20 protein-coding genes and 1 pseudogene are annotated in these 17,994 nt (G+C 66.7%); 7 read left to right on the top strand and 14 right to left on the bottom strand.

The window, feature by feature from the left end; translation table 11 throughout:
* From HNR40_RS43710 to HNR40_RS43690, 5 genes are all read right to left on the bottom strand, one after another.
* Complete coding sequence (locus tag HNR40_RS43710) at window positions 1–324, bottom strand: hypothetical protein (protein WP_184972353.1); 324 nt, start codon at window positions 322–324, stop codon at window positions 1–3.
* A gap of 63 nt (window positions 325–387) precedes the next feature.
* A complete protein-coding gene (locus HNR40_RS43705; RefSeq protein WP_184972351.1) occupies window positions 388–747 on the bottom strand; it encodes a hypothetical protein in 360 nt (119 codons plus the stop codon).
* A 301-nt stretch (window positions 748–1,048) separates the two neighbouring features.
* Window positions 1,049–1,189 (bottom strand): sigma factor-like helix-turn-helix DNA-binding protein, encoded by a 141-nt coding sequence (locus HNR40_RS56835; RefSeq protein WP_184972350.1) that lies wholly within the window; start codon window positions 1,187–1,189, stop codon window positions 1,049–1,051.
* A 360-nt stretch (window positions 1,190–1,549) separates the two neighbouring features.
* Complete coding sequence (locus HNR40_RS53965) at window positions 1,550–1,825, bottom strand: transposase (protein WP_312896755.1); 276 nt, start codon at window positions 1,823–1,825, stop codon at window positions 1,550–1,552.
* A gap of 11 nt (window positions 1,826–1,836) precedes the next feature.
* Complete coding sequence (locus HNR40_RS43690) at window positions 1,837–2,628, bottom strand: IS630 family transposase (RefSeq protein ID WP_221341545.1); 792 nt, start codon at window positions 2,626–2,628, stop codon at window positions 1,837–1,839.
* A 57-nt stretch (window positions 2,629–2,685) separates the two neighbouring features.
* On the opposite strand from HNR40_RS43690, the gene HNR40_RS43685 reads away from it, so the two are divergent.
* From HNR40_RS43685 to HNR40_RS43660, 6 genes are all read left to right on the top strand, one after another.
* On the top strand, window positions 2,686–3,291 hold the full coding sequence (locus tag HNR40_RS43685; RefSeq protein ID WP_184972348.1) for a plasmid pRiA4b ORF-3 family protein: 606 nt from the start codon (window positions 2,686–2,688) through the stop codon (window positions 3,289–3,291).
* Window positions 3,186–3,881, top strand: a complete 696-nt coding sequence (locus HNR40_RS57625; RefSeq protein WP_312896751.1) for a BTAD domain-containing putative transcriptional regulator — start codon at window positions 3,186–3,188, stop codon at window positions 3,879–3,881. Before HNR40_RS43685 ends, HNR40_RS57625 begins: the two co-directional genes overlap by 106 nt.
* A complete protein-coding gene (locus HNR40_RS43675; RefSeq protein WP_184972414.1) occupies window positions 3,836–4,306 on the top strand; it encodes a hypothetical protein in 471 nt (156 codons plus the stop codon). Before HNR40_RS57625 ends, HNR40_RS43675 begins: the two co-directional genes overlap by 46 nt.
* Before the next feature lie 296 nt (window positions 4,307–4,602).
* A complete protein-coding gene (locus HNR40_RS43670; protein WP_184972346.1) occupies window positions 4,603–5,658 on the top strand; it encodes a protein NO VEIN domain-containing protein in 1,056 nt (351 codons plus the stop codon).
* Window positions 5,659–5,788: 130 nt separating this feature from the next.
* A complete protein-coding gene (locus HNR40_RS43665; RefSeq protein ID WP_221341543.1) occupies window positions 5,789–7,894 on the top strand; it encodes a GmrSD restriction endonuclease domain-containing protein in 2,106 nt (701 codons plus the stop codon).
* Between the two features lie 341 nt (window positions 7,895–8,235).
* Window positions 8,236–8,610 carry a hypothetical protein gene (locus HNR40_RS43660; protein WP_184972342.1) on the top strand — a complete coding sequence of 125 codons (375 nt, stop codon included), beginning with the start codon at window positions 8,236–8,238 and terminating at the stop codon, window positions 8,608–8,610.
* A gap of 102 nt (window positions 8,611–8,712) precedes the next feature.
* On the opposite strand, the gene HNR40_RS43655 is transcribed toward HNR40_RS43660, so the two are convergent.
* Window positions 8,713–10,476 (bottom strand): hypothetical protein, encoded by a 1,764-nt coding sequence (locus HNR40_RS43655; RefSeq protein ID WP_184972340.1) that lies wholly within the window; start codon window positions 10,474–10,476, stop codon window positions 8,713–8,715.
* A gap of 174 nt (window positions 10,477–10,650) precedes the next feature.
* On the opposite strand from HNR40_RS43655, the gene HNR40_RS43650 reads away from it, so the two are divergent.
* Entirely contained in the window at window positions 10,651–11,331 is a 681-nt protein-coding gene (locus HNR40_RS43650) for a DUF899 domain-containing protein (protein WP_184972338.1), read from the top strand.
* On the opposite strand, the gene HNR40_RS43645 is transcribed toward HNR40_RS43650, so the two are convergent.
* The 8 genes and pseudogenes from HNR40_RS43645 to HNR40_RS43615 form a co-directional block, all read right to left on the bottom strand.
* Window positions 11,299–12,126, bottom strand: a complete 828-nt coding sequence (locus HNR40_RS43645; protein WP_312896754.1) for a vWA domain-containing protein — start codon at window positions 12,124–12,126, stop codon at window positions 11,299–11,301. The genes HNR40_RS43650 and HNR40_RS43645 overlap by 33 nt on opposite strands.
* Window positions 12,127–12,153: 27 nt before the next feature.
* A pseudogene (locus HNR40_RS57620) lies at window positions 12,154–12,366 on the bottom strand (BatA domain-containing protein); the annotation flags it as partial.
* Window positions 12,367–13,317 carry a VWA domain-containing protein gene (locus tag HNR40_RS43640; protein ID WP_184972334.1) on the bottom strand — a complete coding sequence of 317 codons (951 nt, stop codon included), beginning with the start codon at window positions 13,315–13,317 and terminating at the stop codon, window positions 12,367–12,369.
* Window positions 13,314–14,198, bottom strand: coding sequence for a DUF58 domain-containing protein (locus tag HNR40_RS43635; RefSeq protein WP_184972332.1), 885 nt, complete (start codon window positions 14,196–14,198; stop codon window positions 13,314–13,316). The genes HNR40_RS43640 and HNR40_RS43635 overlap by 4 nt, the downstream gene beginning before the upstream one ends.
* A gap of 4 nt (window positions 14,199–14,202) precedes the next feature.
* Window positions 14,203–15,168 carry an AAA family ATPase gene (locus HNR40_RS43630; RefSeq protein WP_184972330.1) on the bottom strand — a complete coding sequence of 322 codons (966 nt, stop codon included), beginning with the start codon at window positions 15,166–15,168 and terminating at the stop codon, window positions 14,203–14,205.
* Between the two features lie 9 nt (window positions 15,169–15,177).
* A complete protein-coding gene (locus tag HNR40_RS43625) occupies window positions 15,178–15,963 on the bottom strand; it encodes a S1C family serine protease (protein WP_184972328.1) in 786 nt (261 codons plus the stop codon).
* A gap of 85 nt (window positions 15,964–16,048) precedes the next feature.
* Window positions 16,049–16,351: a YrhB domain-containing protein gene (locus HNR40_RS43620; protein WP_184972326.1), complete on the bottom strand. Its 303-nt coding sequence runs from the start codon at window positions 16,349–16,351 to the stop codon at window positions 16,049–16,051.
* A 16-nt stretch (window positions 16,352–16,367) separates the two neighbouring features.
* Window positions 16,368–17,888: a toxin glutamine deamidase domain-containing protein gene (locus HNR40_RS43615; protein WP_184972324.1), complete on the bottom strand. Its 1,521-nt coding sequence runs from the start codon at window positions 17,886–17,888 to the stop codon at window positions 16,368–16,370.
* Between the last annotated feature and the right edge of the window lie 106 nt (window positions 17,889–17,994).

The raw sequence follows: 17,994 nt of genomic DNA, 5'->3' as shown, positions 1-17,994 counted from the left end.
TCAGGGGCGCCGGCCGTAGCGATCAACGATCCCGGTCGCCAGACGTACCGAGAAACTCTCGACAGTGTCCTTCTTGTACGTCCCGCCCACGGAATTCGTGTGGTCCTTGATGAATGCGGCGCGGTGGCCCCGGTAGGCGTAAGTGGTCCGGCCGAGCAGGGTCTCCTGCTTCAGATAGCCCTCGACCACCAAGGAGATGGACACCACCGGGCGGCCCATGCCGTCCACGGCAGCGAGGTCCACCGTGATGCCGGGGATCTTGGCGAAGGCGCGGAATGTCGCGGCCTCCAGGTCCGGGGGCAGCACTCCGTTGTGCAGCATCAATCCGAGGAGCGCGTTGTAGACCCTGGCGCCGGGCTCGGCGATGGGTGCGTTGATCTGGCCGGCTCAGGCGAGCAATTCGTCCGGGTCGCGTGGGAGGGCCGCCACCGACGCGTAGCCGAGGGACGTAGATTCGCCGCCGATCGACGAGACCCACACCTCGCCGTCCACCACGGTGGCGAGCCGCTTTCCATCCGCCCGAACCCATATGGGGCTGAGCTCGGGCTTCAGCGGCGACTCCGCAGTCCGCACCTCGCCCTTGCCGGGCTTGCCCACATCCCACAGGCGCGTCTCGGTGTAAACCCACTGATCCGGGCGCGGCGCGGTGAAGGCCCGTCGCTGAGCGACGTTCGCCGCCTGATCGAGTACGGCTTGCGCGTTCGCCGCCGGCAGGATCGGGCGGGGCGCGCCGAGATTCTGGGCCACGATCGTCCCGACCGCCAGACCGCCAGACCGTGACGAGCCGCACCGCCGTACGGCGTGGCAAGAATCGCCGTCGGGCGGGCGGCGCGATGATGCGGTGGTAGGCGGCGCGGCCGCGAGCATCGCAGCCGCGCCGGTGAGGGTGCCGGGGGGCTCGGGTTGGCCGGTGCGAGCAGCCGCCGGACTTCCTGAATGTCATCGTTCATGACTGCGGGCTCCTTTGCAGGTTGGGGATGGGCCGGCCTTCGGCGTCCAGTTCGGCGTGAACGGCCGACAGGCGGCGGCGCGCACGGTGCAGCCGGACCTAGAAGGTCTTCTCCGAACAGCCCGCGACGACCGCCGCGTCCTTTGTGTCCAATTGCTCCCAGCCGACGAGCTGGAGAACCTCGCGGTCGCGGGACGACAGCCGCCGCAGCGCCCGGCCGATGCGACCGCCTTCCGCCACCCCGGTCGCGACGTCGGCGACCGGCTCGTTCAGGTCGCGGTCGTCGCGTATTCGCCCCCACAGCCGCCCTCGCCGGCGGTGTCCGCGCCTCGTTCAAAAGGACGTTCCTGGCCACGTGGAGCAGCCAGGGAAACGGCCGATCCGGCGGTACGTCGGCCCGTCGCCGCCAGGCGATCAGGAACGTCTCCGCCGCGACGTCACGCGCTGTCTCGTGATCGACCCGCCGGGCGGCATAACCAGGACGTGGTCGTAATGCGCGTCCCACAATGCGGCGAATCCATCGTCCGCCTCTGGCACGAGTACCCCCTCCTCCCGTTCCTGGTTCACCCCTAGTGCAGCGACGCGTTGATGCTGCGAGGGTCATGTGGCCTTAAGTGGAGTGCCGTCGTAGGTCCACCGGAACGGGCGGGCGTGGTCGTTGTAGGCCAGGCTGAACTCGTGGATCTGGTCGATGAGGTCCTGTCGGGAGGTGAACTCGCCGCGTCGTAGCAGGCGACGCGCCAGGATCGAGAAGAAGATCTCAACCTGGTTCAGCCATGAGGCGTGCTTGGGCGTGTGATGGACGACGAAAGGGGGATGCACCGCCAGCCATGCCCGGGTGGCCTTGGAGACATGTGACGAGCCGTTATCCAGGATCAGATGGATGATCAGGGTCGGGTCGATGTCCTGGTCCAGCAGGCGCAGGAGCCGATGAAGGTGGCCGAGTCGTTGCGGATGATGTCCTCGACCAGGACCTGCCCGGTGTGCACGTCCAAGGCGGCGATGATGGAGGCGGTGCCGTGACGGCGGTATTCGAACTCGCGCCGCTCGGGCCGTCCAGGCTGGGCGGGCCGGGTGGGATGCCTGCGGGAGCGGGCGGCGATCGCGGTCTTCTCATCCACGCTGAGCACCACCGATCCGGGCGGCCCGTGCAGGTACAGGGCGCACACCTGCGTGGCCTTGTCGTGGAAGTGCGGGTCGTCGGGCCGGGTGAGCCAGCCGCGGACCAGGTGGGGCTTGAGGTCCAGATCGGCCAGGATCCGCCCCACCTGGGAAGGGGAGATCCCATAGTGCGCCAGCGCTTCGGCGATCGACTTGTGGGTCCACTGGCTGTCGATCGAGGGCCGGGCCGAGGTGATCGTGGTGACGATCGCCAGATGTACCTGGGGTCCGTAGCGGCGGGGGCGCCCGGGACGAGGCCGGTCCTCCAGCGCGGCCAGAGCCTCATGGTGGAACCGCTTGCGCCAGCGCCTGACGGTGGCGATGTGCACGCCCAGTTCGCGGGCGATGGCGGCGTTGGACGCGCCGTCGGCGCTGGCCAGCGCGGCCCTGGCCCGCTGAACGCGCCGCAGCGGCGCGGTGCGCGAGCGGGCCGTCTGCTCCAGCAGCGCCCGTTGATCGTCATTCCATGCCACCGTGAACGGGCTGCGCATCACCGTGCCCTCGAGCTCCTCGGCCACGGTTGATCATTCTTGTGGTGGGGAGCGTGATCAGCGCGGGTACGGCAAGATGCCGTCATGGCTGCCCGACGCACCGCTCCCAGCACCCGCACGGCCCCTGCCGTTCACCGGATCAAGGTCACGCTGGCCGGGTCACGGCCACCGATCTGGCGGCGTCTGGAGGTTCCGTCCACGATCACGCTGCGCGCGCTGCACGATGTTCTCCAAGCGGCTTTCGGCTGGGAGGACTATCACATGTGGGTTTTCGAAGGCTCGCTGGGCCGCTACGGCGTCGCCGACCGCGAATTGCAGATCGCCAGCGCCGCTGCCAAACGACTCGACCAGCTAGCCCCCGCACAGCAAGACCGTCTCAGCTACACCTACGATTTCGGCGATGACTGGGAGCACACCATCCTCGTCGAGGCCGTCACCTCAGCCGAGCCCACCATCGCCTATCCGCGCTGCCTCACCGGCCGGCGAGCCTGCCCGCCTGAAGACTGCGGCGGCATCGGGGGCTACGACTATCTCCTGGAGATCCTCGCCGACCCCAAGCACGAAGAGCACGAGGATCGCCTGGAATGGCTCGGCCTCGACGCAGCCGACCAGTTCGACCCCACCGCCTTCGACCTGGCCCGGACAAACACCGCGCTATCCAGCCTGGCAACCGTCCTCATCAAGGACTGACGGAGCCCCACCAGTCAGCGCGCACCCTCGCAGGATCAACGCGGTGCAGCACTAGATGTCCGGCAGGGCGGCGATCTCTACACCCCTGCTCCGCAGACCGGCCGCTGATGCCGTCGCCGCGGGATGGCCATGGCCTGCAGTACATCCACCACGAGAAGCTGATGCGCGTCGCCGCCGACGCTGGTGCGGCGTTCCGGCCGGGACATTTCGCCAACCAGGGACATGCTCTCCTGCGCCGGCATCCGGTCCGCCAGCAGCGCCGCTGGGCAATGTGGGAGAGCTCGCGTCCGCGGCGGCTCGCTAGGAGGCCCTGCGGCTGTCGGCCGCCGAGGTCCGATTCAAGGCAGAGCTCCGGCTCGGCGGGCACGAGACGATCCTGGCCGAGGTGGAGGCGGCCGGCGCCCGTCATCTTCTGTGAACGCTTGGTCGCGCTGCGCATGCGGACCCTGGCCACCGCCTGTAGGCGGTCCGAGGCGCTGGCCGTGTTCGAGCACGTCCGCGGCAGGCTGGATGAGGAACTCGGTGTCGAGCCTGGTCAGGAACTTTGCGAGGCAACCAGGCGGTCCCGCCCGCCGAGGCTCGGCCGCTGATCGACGCGTGCGTCCGCACCGGCGCGGTGGAGTGGTTCGCGGTGGCGCTTGTCCTCGCTGCCGTGACGGTGTACGGCTTCGCCGACCTGGGCGATTCCGAGCTGCGCAAGGCCCGCGAACACAGGGACCCGTGGGTGCGGGCCTCCCCACATTGGGTGGAGGCCCACACATGGCGACGACGGCGACTGGACACCGGCGAGATCTGCGATATCGGCAGCGCATCCGCCTCGGCTCGTACCCTCGTGCCGGTCGCGACATCACAGACGACGACCTCGGCCAGGGCAATTTTCGTCGCCGGTAAAGGCGAAGCGCTGCGTATAGAGCCGCGTGCTCGCGTGGAAGTACACCCAGGCTCCACACTCGGCGCAGAGGTCACGATCGTGCGTTCGCCCGCACCCTGCGTCCCCCACCTGACGCTCCCCTGACACCTCAGCCGAAGGCGATATCAGCCACTCCACAACCACCCACGGCCACCGCAACGCCAGCAATCCACAGCAGAGCGGAAGACAGCCGAAATCGCTCAGCGCAACGGGATCACCCTCACCAAAGGGCACCTGAACATCGACGTCATCCCAGCCACTACGCACCAAGCAACGCGACTGCCTCCGACAACAGGCAGTCCGGTCGCTCTGGGCCCCACCCCCTTTCGCGGAGGAATGTGCTGTTCAAGATCTAGCTGAGGCAGGATGGGATCATGGCTGCGTACTGGTGGTCGCATCGCTTGAACGAGGACCTGTTCATGGAGATCACGCGACGTGACGACATCGGTGCCGACTTGAAGGCGCCCATCACTGCTCGGGGCGGCGCGAACACGCCAGGCTACACGCTGGTTAGTGCGGTTCAGGCCAACAGCATTGTCGTTCACTATGACAGCGCAGCAGAGCAGATCGTGGGCGTCAGCCGCGCGACTGGTGAACGGTTCAACGAGCCGATTTGGTGGGCCGCACGTGGCTCATATGCGAGAAAGGCCGGCGCGGAGCCCAGGTGGCTTCCCGGCCTCGTCGTTGCCCTTGAGGGCTATCGCCCTCTGGCCGAACCACTGTCTCTGGCCGTCCTCCGGCAGCGGCGATTAGCCCTGCTGGCAGTCCGAGACGCACTGCAGGCCGAATACCCCGGACAGCCGCTCTACTTCCCATGGATCCCCTACCAGGACTCCTTACGAACCTTCCAGGCGTACGTCGCCAAATTCCCGCTGACGGTGCTTGATGTACTTCCCGAGGTGAAGGAAGCCGTCGATTTGCTCCTCGGAGAGCAACCCTCTGCGACTCTCGCACAGAGCGGCATTAAGGAGGCCGAACGTCAGGTTGCCTCCGCCGCCGGTCGCCCGCGGACGCCTCACAAAGGCCAAGGTTTCGCCACCGACCAGCGGGTGAAGGTCGCGGTCGAGACGTACGCGATGAATGAGGCTCTCCTCTACTACACGAGGCTTGGCAAGGTCACCAACACCTCTCGTACCGAGAGCTACGACTATGAGGTGGAGATCGGCGGCGCCTCTTGGCATGTCGAGGTGAAGGGAACAACCGGCGATCCGGCCGAGATCCTCCTTACACCGAGCGAAGTCCGGCACGCCAACGAATACCCGCGTGTGGCCTTGTTCGTGCTGAGCAATATCACGGTAACTCGTGATAGTAGCGGCGAAATCATCACAAGTGGGGGCAGAGCATCAATATTCCACCCTTGGCTGTTAGATCGAGCCCAGCTTTCACCCGTCGGCTACAGGTATCGGCTTGCCGGAGACGCCGAGAAGGCTGAGACATTACCTACGAATCCCGAATAGTAGGCATGAACGTGACCCTGCCAAGCGGCACATGGCCTCATCCTGCACAAAGCGAGAGACGGTCTTGAGCTCCTGAATTAAAGTTACTGATCAACTGCCCGATTCGAGCTTGCAGGTGATCATGGCCACGATGCTCTTCAGCGACGCCAGTTACACGGTAGGCAACATAGTCGAGGCCATCGAACGCGGAGATATCGCCCTGCCTGACATCCAACGTCCGTTCGTCTGGCAGGCCACCAAGGTCCGCTCGCTCTTCGATTCCATGTACAAGGGATTTCCGGTCGGCTTCCTGCTGTTCTGGAAGACCGACGCCGACCCGGGCGCACGGCAGATCGGCACCGGAAAGGCCGCGCCGCAGTACCTGATTGTCGACGGCCAGCAGCGGCTCACCTCGCTGTACGCCGTGATGAAGGGAGTAGAGGTTCTCCGCGAGGACTACTCCACCAACCGGATCCGAATCGCGTTTCGGCCCGAGGACGGGACCTTCGCGGTCACAGATGCGGCGATCGAGAAGGACCCCGAGTTTCTCCCGGACATCAGCGTCCTGTGGGCTCCGGGCAACTTCCGGCAGGCGATACGAGGTTTCCTTGCCCGTCTGGCCGGCAAACGCGAGGTGGACCAGGAAGAGCGGGATCTTCTGGACGACGCCCTTCACCGACTGCACGACCTCAGTGGCTACCTCTTCAAGATCGTGGAGTTGTCTCGTGCGGTCAACGAGGAACAGGTGGCGGAAATCTTCGTTCGTATCAACAGCGAGGGAGTCACCCTGAACCAGGCCGACTTCATTCTCACGCTGATGAGCGTCTTCTGGGAGAAGGGGCGCCGAGAGCTCGAAGACTTTTGCAGAGCGGCCAAGACACCTGCCCACGGCACGGCTTGCCCGTTCAACTGGTATATCCAGCCGCAGCCTCCGCAGCTTCTCCGGGTGACCGTCGCACTGGCATTCCGCCGTGCCGTACTGAAGAACGTTTACACCGTCCTCCGCGGCCGAGATCTTGAATCGGGCAGCGCCTCACCGCAGAGCAGGGAGACCCAGTTCGAGACGCTCGAAGCCGCACAGGCCCACGTCCTCAACCTCACGCACTGGCACGAGTTCCTGCTGTGCCTGGAGCGGGCCGGCTTCCGAGGCAGCAAGATGATCTCCAGCGAGAACGCGATTTTGTTCTCCTACGCACTGTGGCTCTTCGGCCGGGTCCACTACGGCGTGCCGATCCCCCAGCTGCGCGAGGTCATCGGCCGCTGGTTCTTCATGACGCACGCCACCAGCCGCTACTCCGGCCCCTTCGAAAGTCAGGCCGAGCGGGACTTCGCACTACTTGGCGGGATCGCACCGGGTGATGCGCACGCGTTCTGCGACGCACTCAACCACCTGATCGACGACACGCTGACCAACGACTTCTGGACCATCACGCTGCCCAACAATCTGGCGACCTCGGCGGCGAAGTCACCTGCGCTCATGGCTTACATCGCGGCGCTGAACATCCACGACGCACCTGCGCTACTGTCCCGCGTGCGCGTACGCACCCGGCTCGATCCCGCCGTCACCGCGAAAAGGGGAATCGAGCGGCACCACCTGTTCCCGCGCAAATACCTGCGCGGGACACTCGGCCTGACAGAGGCAAGCAAGATCAACCAGATCGCCAACATGGCACTCGTCGAGTGGTACGACAACATCGCCATCTCCGACAGAGCACCATCCCACTACTGGCCGGCGGAAGCCTCGGAAGCCCGCCTGCCCCCCGCCGAACTAGCGCAGCACACCTACGTGCACGCCCTGCCGGATGACTGGCATGAGATGGATTACCCGACGTTCCTTTCGGCACGGCGCCGCCTCATGGCCCAGGTCACCCGGGACGCCTTCAACCTGCTCGGCCAGCATTCCTACCAGCCCGACTATCCGGTACCCGGGAAGCCCGACAGCGCCCCGGCACCGGCAGGCGTCTCCGAGGCCGGGCTCTCTCACCTCCTCCAGCTCGCTCTCCTGGACGTCGGAGCCGAACTGGTGGACCTGCAGCACGGTACGGACGCGTCGGCGGTGGTCACTGCCGAGGGCAAAGTCGAGCTTGAGGGCCAGATCTTCGACACCCCAACTAGCGCTGCCTGCGCCGTGCTCGATGTAAAGCAATGCGACGGGTGGGCATTCTGGTACACCGGCACCGACGAAGGGCTCAAGCCGCTCGCCGACCTGCGGGAGGAATTCGTCCGGCGGATCACTCAGCCCGAGACTCCAGCCTGAGTCGACGACGGTCGGCTCAGCGTGCCCGCCGTGGGAGCCCGGCAGGTAAGCACTCCAAGCTATGGCGACGCGCACAGCGATCTTTCTACATCCGCAGCTGATTTGGCGTGGATGGACCCCGCCCACCCTGAGCTCGGACCGACGGTAGGCCGATTCTCATCGCGGCTCACCATTGGTGGAAGGAACAGATGTACGAGCGGGATACGGTCAGATAAGGTCCGGGCGTGCGCCCTACTGCGTATTCGACGGCAATTGCCGCGACACTTATCTGTTGCGTGGCCTTGACGGCGTGCTCGGGTGAGTCAGAGCGGCCGACATTGGCAGAGGCTACGCAGCAGCTCGTGAGCGACGGTGACGCGGTGCTGTCGGGCATCGAGGCAGGTCTGACCGAGCTGACGAAAGAGCGGGCCGACCAGGACCGGGACTCGACCTGCCTCACCGACGAGGAGCAACGCTTCTACATCGCCAAGGGGAACTTCGCGAAACCGTCCGCGGAGAGTGCGACCAACCTTGTCGGGCTGCTGAAAGGCCAGCTCATCGGCAAGGGCTACTCCACTCAGGTCGTGGACAACCTCGATCTCTGGGAAGACGACGTGAGCGTTGCCGTGGTGGTCAATCCCAAGGCCCGGGTGACCTTCGTCCTGCTCGCCCGCACGGATTCGACACCCAACGTCATGATCATCGGCAAGACGGAGTGCTATCCCGTCAAGGCCTGAACGCGTCACCTGGGATCAGGAACCTCTGATCCTGTGGCCAGGCACGAGTTCTCCAGCTTGGCCTGAGGCTAGCCGTATCCGTGCGCCTGGCCAGAATGACGGTCAGCCTCCCCGTCTTTCCAGTGCGTCGAGCAGGGCGTCGTGGATCCGGCCTTCCATCGCGTCTCGCATCATGGCTGTCTCGGACGCGGTCAACGCCTTCTGCCCGTTCTCTCGGAGCGACCGGCTCAGCCATTCGACCTGTTCGTTCACCAAGGTGCCGGCGACCGACCGGGCGGTGTCTGGCGTCTTCTTGTCGAAGTAGTCCGTGATGAGGTTCTTCATCGTGTCTTTGACGTCGTCGATTCCCTTGTCCTTACCCGTAGACACGAGGGCGTTGTCGACAGGCAGGTACTTGTTGCTGATGAAGTCGACGGGCATGAGGAGGAAGCCGGCCATGCGTTCGGCCTGCTCGTCATCACTCCACTCTGCATAGGTTGAGCCGGCCAGCAGCAGGTTTGTCAGCGCGCCGGTTCGTTCGGCCAGGTTGATGTGCGCTTCTCGTGCGTAGCTGCTTGGGTCGAAGGGATGGAAGCGCCCCATGTCCAGCTGCTTCATGTAGTCCGCCCCCGCCTTCATCAACGTGTCGGCCGCAGTGGAGTCCTGCATCAGCGCGCCCAGGAATCGGGCGCTCACCGTGGGGTCGAGTTTGTCCCAGGGTTCCCTGGGCTCCAGGTACGGCACGTCCGGCGAGTTCCGCATGGCCTGGCCCCGAGCGAGTTTGTCGAGGATAGGCGTGATGTCTTGGGCCAGAACCCGGCTGATCGGCGAATCGGCGAAGGTGCCGATGCCGCCGCCCACCCACCAGGTGTGCTCGGATCCGATGCTGTTGATGACCGTGATCCACGCACGCTCGCGCATGTCGACGGACCCGGCGCCGGGTTTTAGCGCCCCATGCAGTGCCCTGGCGAGCGTCTCTTCATAAGCGGGAACGCCTGATGACCTGATGGTGTACGCATCCAGCATGACCCCGGCTTCGTTCGGATGCTCGGCCAGCAGGCGGCGGAATGCCTCTGGATTCGACTCGTATGCCTTGGCCAGGTTGTGCAGGTTCCAGTTGGGATCGGTGGGAAATGTGTCGGAGTTCGGTGGGCGGTTCAGCAGGTTGGCCGCTACCCGGTTGAGGAACGTACCGGACTGCGGGGCCAGCGCAACGAGGGTGGTGAGGATGTCCGACGGAGCAGTATCGATCATCTTCTGCCACTCGTTCCCGAGCCGCCCGGAGCTCTCAGCGGTGGCGAAGACCTTGGACAGCAGTCCGGGCGAGGACTCACCGGCGCGCTTGAGCGTGTCCGAAGTCAGTCCTCTGCGCGCCCCCGCGGCCTGCGTGTTCATCCAGTCACGGAGCAATTTCTGGAAGGTCGTGGGACCGAGCGCGGTCAGCAGGGCCGCCGAGTAGCCCGGGTCGTCGGTCCTGCCCTTGAGCGCGCCAAGGGCCTTCTCCACCCCGGCCCAGCTTTGCCCGGACAGGAACTGGTTGTGATGTTCGAGCGCGGCAGTGATCGCACTCGCGTCCAGCTTGGCGGCCTCCGCGGCCTCGGTCACGCTGCCGAAGGTAAACGTGCCTGTCAGCATGCCTTTCTGCTGGGTCGGCACGATCCCTTGAATGGTGTCTATGCGCCATTTGAGATCCCGCTGCGACTCGTGGAAGAACGCCCAGACGCGGTGCATCGCGGCAGCACCCCCTTGGCCGGTCCAGCCCTCGCCCGCCTCCGTGATCGCCGCCTCAAGCCCCGGACGCGTCCTGCCGAGGATGTTCTTCCCGGCTTCCATCTCGCGGATCAACTTCTCCGCGCCAAGGGGATCGATCCCGACGAACTCCCCCATGACCCCTCCCTGAGGGCGTGGCTACACGCCAGGAGTCAAACACAACGGGCGCATCAGGTGAACCCGTAACACCTCACCGTATTGAGTGACCTGACCTCCACCGATGAATTTCGCCGTCAGGGTAGGTCTACCTCTGTGCACGGCAAGTCACAGCGATGATCAATGGGGGAACCCATGAGCACCAACGCACTTCCGCCCGTCGTCGACGCCGACACCTGGCAGCGTGAGCTGGATGCGCTGCGTACCAGGGAGAAGGCAGCGACCCGGGAACTGGACGCGATCGCCGCCCAACGCCGCCGCCTCCCGATGGTGAAGATGCCCGACTACACCCTGGAGGGCGAGAACGGGAAGATCCGGCTAACGGACATCTTCGACGGCAAGAGGCAACTGATCGTCTACAACCACATGTGGTTCCCGGACGAGGAATGGCAGTGTTCAGGCTGTACCGGGCTCACCTCGCAGTACACCCGGCTGCACTTCCTGGACAACTACGACGCCCGGTTCGTCATCGTCACGCAGGGCCCGATCGACGAAGCGCTCGCCTACAAACGACGCGTAGGCAACCAGATGGCTTGGTACTCGACGGCGAACAGCTCGTTCGGCGCCGACGTGGGCGCGGGACCGGGTGAAGGATTCGCGGTCAACGTGTTCCTGCGCGACGGCGACAGCGTGTACCGCACCTGGCACACGAACGGCCGAGGTACCGAGCAGATCAGCCACACGTTCCCGCTGATCGACCTGCTGCCCTACGGTCGGCAGGAGGAATGGCAGGATTCGCCCGACGGCTGGCCGAAGTCGCCCGCCTACAGCGGCTGGCCCGAATCACCGGACATCGCCGCTCGATACGGGACGTAGGGGCCGGTTCCACCAGAGGGACAGAGCCAGGGCCAGGGCGATGAGGACGGCGCCGCCGGCAGCGAAGTAGGCGGCGGTGTCGATCCGCTGCTGGACGACGGTGAAGCTGCCGGGCAGTGTGTCGAGGGCGGTTTGGAGTTGGCCGGCGTTCTCGGCTCGGTGGTAGGAGCCGCCGGTGGTCTGGGCGATCTGCTTGAGTGACGGCTCGTCGATCGTGCGGGGGTTGCGGCCGCGGTCGAAGCCGCCGCGACCGCCGCCGCCCCAGCCGAACCCGCGCCCGTCGAACTGGGAGTTGTCGCAGACCATCGGCGCCGGGTTCGTGGTGCCGAAGCCGATGGTGAAGACGCGGACGCGCCGCAGCGCCGCTTCCTGGGCGGCGATCTGCGGGTCGACGCCCTGGGTGTTGGCCCCGTCGGTGAGCACGACGACCGCCGCGCCGGCGAAGCCTGAGCCGGAGTCCGCGGGGACGTCCGCTCCGGTGGGGGCGACCGACGGGTCGACCTCGGCGATCGCGTCGATCGATGCGAGCATGGCCTGCCCGATCGCGGTGCCCCGGGAGACGGTCAGGCCGTCCAGGGCCTCGATGAGCGTGTCGGTGTCGTCGGTGGGCGGGACGAGCAGGCCGGCGCTGCCCGCGAAGGTGACCAGTCCGATGCGCGGCCCGCCTCGCTGCGACTCGATGAACTGCGCCGCCGCCTTCCGAGCGGCGGTGATGCGGTTGGGGTCGACGTCCGTGGAGCACATGGAGCCGGAGGTGTCGAGCGCGAGCAATATCGTCGCCGAGGTGGACGGCACCGGCACGGACGCCTGTGGCCGCGCGGCTCCGAGTGCCAGGAGCGCGAGTCCGGATATGAAGAGCGCCGGGGGAATTTTCCGAATCCATCGGGTACGGCTCGGCAACGCGCTGCGTACCAGAGCAAGTGAGGTGACACGGACGGAGGCACGCCGGCGGCGGCGCCGGGCCCACTCACGGATGGCGAAGATCAGCGGGATGAGCAGAATGGACAATAGCGCCCACGGCCATGAGAACGTCATTCAGATCACCCGTCCGGACCTGAGCACGGTGAGCGCGGCGCCCGCGGTGAGCAGCACCAGGGCGAGGACGATCAGCCCGCCGGCCAGGGGCAGCGGCTCGTCGGAGACGGTGAGCCGCAGGTCGATCGTGTCGGCGATGCCGTCGAGGCGCGCGGTGTCGGAGGCGGGGTGGTAGGCGCCGCCGGTGGTCTGCGCGATCAAGGTGAGGGTGTCCTGTTCGAGCGAGGTCTGCAGGTGGTAGCCGTCGACCTTGACCGTCGTCCCGGCTGTGGTGCCGACGCCGACGGTGTGGATGTGGACGTTCGCGCGCTGTGCGATGGTCGCGGCGGGTTCGACGTCTGCGCCCTGGTTCTGCCCGTCGGAGAACATCACGATCGTCGCCGACGGCCAGTAGCCGATGTCGGGCGCGGTGCCGTCGCGCCCGATGGTGACCTGTTTGCCGGTGATCGCCGACAGTGAGGCGGTGATGGCCGTCCCCAGCGAGGTGCCGCCGGTGATCTTCAGCCGGTCGATGGCCTTGAGCGCGACGGAGTGGTCGGCGGCGGGCCGGGCGGTGGTGAGCGCGCCTCGTTCGAACGCGACGACACCGATGTCGACGCTGTCGGGCTGCGCCGCCACGAACGCGCGGGCCGCCCGTTGCGCGGCCGCCAGCCGGGTGGGCGCGACGTCGTCGGCGCCCATGCTGTTGGAGACGTCGATGGCGAGGATGACGGTGCCCGCCGTCCGCGGCACCGGCACCATGGCGGCTGGTCCCGCGGTGGCGAGCGCGAGCACCCCGACGCCGGTGATTGTCAGACTTACTCCGAGGTACGGCCGGCGGCCATGCGGCACGGCGACCCCCGCCTCCGCGAGCAACGCCGTCCGGCGGCGCGCCGTGACGACGGCCGCCCAGGCGAGCGCAGCCATGACGAGCAGCCCGACGACCAGCAGCAGCGGGGAGGAAAGGGTCATGGCGACCGGTCCCGGGTCCGGGCGACGACCTCGACGAGGGCCTCGACCAGGTCGCGGTCGGTGCCGATGCGGTGGACGGGTACGCCGGCCCGCCGCATGCCCGCCGTGAGCCGGGCGTCGCGGGCGTCGACGGCGGCCCGGAAGCGTACCCGGAGCAGCGGGTCGGCGGAGTCGACGACGAGTTGCTCGCCGGTCTCGGCGTCCTCGACGACGATCAGCCCGGCTTCGGGAAGCACGTCGTCGGCGGTGTCGGTGATCCGCAGGGCGACCACCTCGTGCCGCCGGGCCAGGCGCTGGAGCGAACGTTCCCAGTCGCCGTCGCCGATGAAGTCCGACAGCACGACGACAAGTGCGCGGCGGCGCGCCAGCCGGCCGGCGGCGTCGAGCATCTCGGCCAGGTCCGTGGTGGTGGCGCCGCGTGCCTCGGCGGTGCGTACCAGCTCGGCGCCGATCCGCAACGCGTGCCGCCGGGACGTGCCGGGCGGCACCACGCGCAACACCCCCGCGTCGAACAGCAGCGCGCCGACACGGTTGCCACCCCTGCCGAACAGCCGGGCGAGAACAAGCGCCAGCTCGGCGAGCACCTCGTGCTTGCCGCGCCCCGGCCGGCCGGCCGCCATCGACGCCGACCGGTCGAGCACGAGCCACACCGTCAGCTCGCGGTCCTCGGTGAACACCCGCAGGTGCGGCTCGTCCAGCCGCGCGGTCACGTTCCAGTCGATGTGGCGGGCGTCGTCGCCGCTCGTGTACGCCCGCAAACCGGTGAAATCAATCCCGGAGCCGCGATGCGCGGTGCGGTGGGCGCCTTGGAGCCGACCGTCGAGCCTGCGGACGACCTTCCACTCCAGGCGGAGCAGGAGCTTCTCGGGGGCGGTGGCCATGGGTTCAGCGGTTCTGCAGGACGACGTCGGGCGCCCGGACGGCCCCGAGCACCCTGGTGATGATCGTGTCCGGGTCGACGTCGTCCGCGTGCGCCTCGTAGGACAGGACCAGGCGGTGCCGTAAAACGTCGAGTGCCAGCTCGGACAGGTCGTGCGGCAGGGCGTAGTCGCGGCCGCGCAGGAAGGCCAGCGCCCGCGCGCCCGTGACGAGCGCGATGGACGCGCGCGGGCTGGCGCCGTAGGTGACGTACCGCTCCAGCTCACCGAGCCCTGCGGTCGCGGGGGTACGCGTGACGGCGACGAGCCGAACCGCGTAGTCGACGATGGCCGGATCGACGTACACCTGCTGAGCACGGGCCCGCATCGCGATCAGGTCCTCGGCCGTCACCGTCGGCTGCGGCGGCTCGGGCGGACGCAGCGCCCGTGCGACGATCGCCTGCTCCTCCGACTGCGTCGGATAGTCCACGACCACCTTCATCATGAACCGGTCGACCTGCGCCTCGGGCAGCGGGTAGGTCCCCTCGGACTCGATCGGGTTCTCCGTCGCCATCACCAGGAACGGCTCCGGCACCCGGAACGTCTCACGGCCGATCGTCACCTGGTGCTCCTGCATCACCTCCAGAAGGGCGCTCTGCACCTTGGCCGGGGCACGGTTGATCTCGTCGGCAAGCAGCAGGTTCGCGAAGACCGGGCCGAGCTCGGTTCGGAACTCGCCGGAGTGCTGGTGGTAGACCCGCGTACCCACGAGGTCGGCGGGCACCAGGTCCGGCGTGAACTGAACCCGCTGGAAACTCCCGTCGATCGCGGCGGCCAGCGACTTCACCGCGAGCGTCTTGGCCAGACCGGGCACGCCCTCCACCAGCAGATGACCGTCCGCGATCAGCGCCACGGCCATGCGCTCCAGCAGGACGTCTTGCCCGACGATCGTACGTTTGACCTCGAACAACACCTGTTCAAGCGGATGGGTCATGGCCTTCCTTCAGATCTGGGGCCCGCCCGGCGGGCCGTCCCCTTCGTCGCCGCCCAGCGCCACGCCGATCGGCACCGCGAACGCGATCCCGGCGAACGCCTCGTCGCCGCCCGGATCTGCGATCGACACCACGACCCCGATGACCAGGCCGCGAGCATCCAGCAGCGGACCGCCGGAACTGCCCGGATTGACCGAGGCATCAAACTGGATGAGCCCCCTCAGATCACCCTCCTCGGACGTACGGTCCAGACCCGACACCACGCCCGTGGAGACGCTGTACGTCAGCCCAAGCGGATTCCCAATCGCCACGACCGGCGCACCCACCGAGACCGCGCCACCGAGCGTGGCCGGAACGACGATCTCCGGCAGCTTCTCGGGCTTGAGCGTGGCGATGTCCCGCTTGGGATTCGACGACGCCACGGTCGCCTTCGCCTTGGTGCCGTCCGCGAACGTCAGGGTGACGTCCTTCGCACCCTTGACGACGTGGTGCGCCGTCAGGATCGTCCCGTCCTCGGCGGCGATCATCCCGGTCCCGAACGCCTTGCCGGCCTGGATGACCACCACCGACGGCCCGACCTTCTGAAACACCTCGGGCGTGGTCAACGTCGCGCTGGGGGTCGGCGTCGGACTCGGCCCGGGCGCGGCCTCACCACCGTTCCCGCCACTGCTTCCCAGCCAGTACGCCAGCAGTGCCACGGCCAGCAGCGCACCGCCTGCGACGACGAATCGCCGAACCCGCCCGGCCCCGGCCCCCTGAGCCTCGACCGCACCGGCATCCTGCGGCACGCGCTCCATCGCCCCATCGTCATCAAAGTCAGCGAAAAGCGCTATAAAGCCCGCCTAAGAACTCTATGAGAGCCCATCGGGCGGGCGGGGCCGTCTACTTGCCGTCAGGGGACAGGCCGTGCTCCGCGAGGTAGGCGGCGAGCTGTTGATCTTCTGGCAGTCCGTTCATCATCCAGGTGTCGCCGCTGCCCTTGACCACGACGATCGGGCCGTACCCGGGGCCGCGCACGTGAGCGAAATCGCGCGTCTCAACGAAACGTGCCGTGTTCCAGGGGAAGACGAAACACCATCCGAGGTCGTCTATTGTTTCGTCGCCGTAAAAGGCCAACGGCTCCTCGGCGGTTGAGAAGCGTGCGAGACAGCGCTCGGCCAGCACTTTGGCCTGCTCGATGTCCAACGCTCTTTCCTCCTGGCTAGTTCGTGCGCAGAAATTCGATACGGGAATACGTCTCCGGCGTCGCCCACGTTCCGGACTGGCCGTCGACGAAGTATATCTTTCCACCACGGTTCACCACGTTGAAGACGTGACCCGCGCGAGGTAGCCCAGTTCGTGGATCGACGCGGATGCCGTGGACGATTCCGCGGGCGCCGTCTCCTGACTTGAGCATCTCCGAGACGATCTCGTCATAATCTTTGACCTGGCGGAACGCCCGTCCACCGCCGACGCTGTCGGTCACACTGCCAGGCCATTTGAATGGGTGTGCTGGATGGTGCGGAACGGCGGATATAGGCGGGGAACCTCCGAGAACACGATCCACGACCACGACGCAGCTCTGGCAATTATTGCTGTATTCCCAGGCCCGTGTGGAGAACTGCGGATTCACGTCCTTAATGTTGGCGAAGTTCGCGTCGAACTCCGTCTGCTTCGCGTTGCCGGCATGACGAGTGATGGCCGGATCCTGGAAGGGCGACTTCGCTGAGATCCCTGGGTGGCTACCGTTGTTGAGTCCCTTGGGGAGGCGGTTCGCGGACGTGATCCCGGTGCCCGCACCCGCCGTGGCGACGCTGAGCATGATGTCGGGCAGGAGACGGCCGAACCAGCGGCCAGGGTCGTTCTGCAGAGTTTCCAGATCTACGAGCGCCTTGGCGAACTCGACCGGTTGCCGCCTGGCGAAGTCGGCCGTTTCTCCCGCCCCGCGAAGGCGGTTCAGATAGCCGACCGGATCAGTGATCAGGCCGAGCTGTGACCAGTTCCAGGCGCCTTTGAGCAGCGCCCAGCCTCCCTCGTTCGCGCCCTGGACGAACGGCTCCGCGATCTTGTCAACGTACTGCTGGGCGGCCTTGCCGATCTCCGGTCTGCCCAGTTTCACGCTCAGCCGGCCGATGTTGGCCGCCCAGAAGTCTCCGTACCATGCGATCCCCTTGTCGATGAGTGAGGTCGCCTGCTCCGCGAGGTCCTCCACCGGAGAGCCGGTTCGGCTGCGCGCGCCGAGCACGCCAAGGCTGGGTGCGGGCGTCTCCAGGAGCTGGGCACGGCGTCGCCGGAGGTCATCACGCTGCTCGAGAAGCCGACCACCGGCCATCGCGACTGTTTGACCCGCCGTAGTGGCCAAGCCCAGTCTGGACAACACTCCGGAAAGCTCTCGCCCCGCGTCCTGCCAGTTTCTTCCCACGCGGCCGAATTCATCGTCCAATGCCTGCATGAGTGCGGGCGAGCCGCCGACATATCCGCCGGGTGATGGCGGGAGAGCCGCCGGAGACGGGCGGACATGCGGAGGGTTGACGCCGGCCGGTTTCCCCTGGGCCGTCGCGATCTGCTCGACAGCGTCGAAGGCGCGGAGAAATGCTTGGCGCACAATCCTGTGCTGCTCGGTCAAACCCTGGTGTATGCGTGAGGCTCCGGGTCCGAGCAAGGCGCCGTCACCGAAGAGGTGAAATGCCCGCTCTAGGGCGTTTCCCTGCTCTTCGGCCAATTTCGCGATCGCGGCCAGCATCCGCTGGGCTTCTTCGGGAGGGACCATACACTCCCACCTGACATCTGTGGGGTCGCGATATTAGCCGTACACCTGACTCACTCACAAGTCGCGAGCAAGGACCGCT

The organism is Nonomuraea endophytica (assembly GCF_014203235.1).
Taxonomy (GTDB): Bacteria; Actinomycetota; Actinomycetes; order Streptosporangiales; family Streptosporangiaceae; genus Nonomuraea; species Nonomuraea endophytica.
The sequence above is the reverse complement of the archived record's forward strand: the minus strand, read 5'-3'. Positions and strand labels throughout refer to the sequence as shown.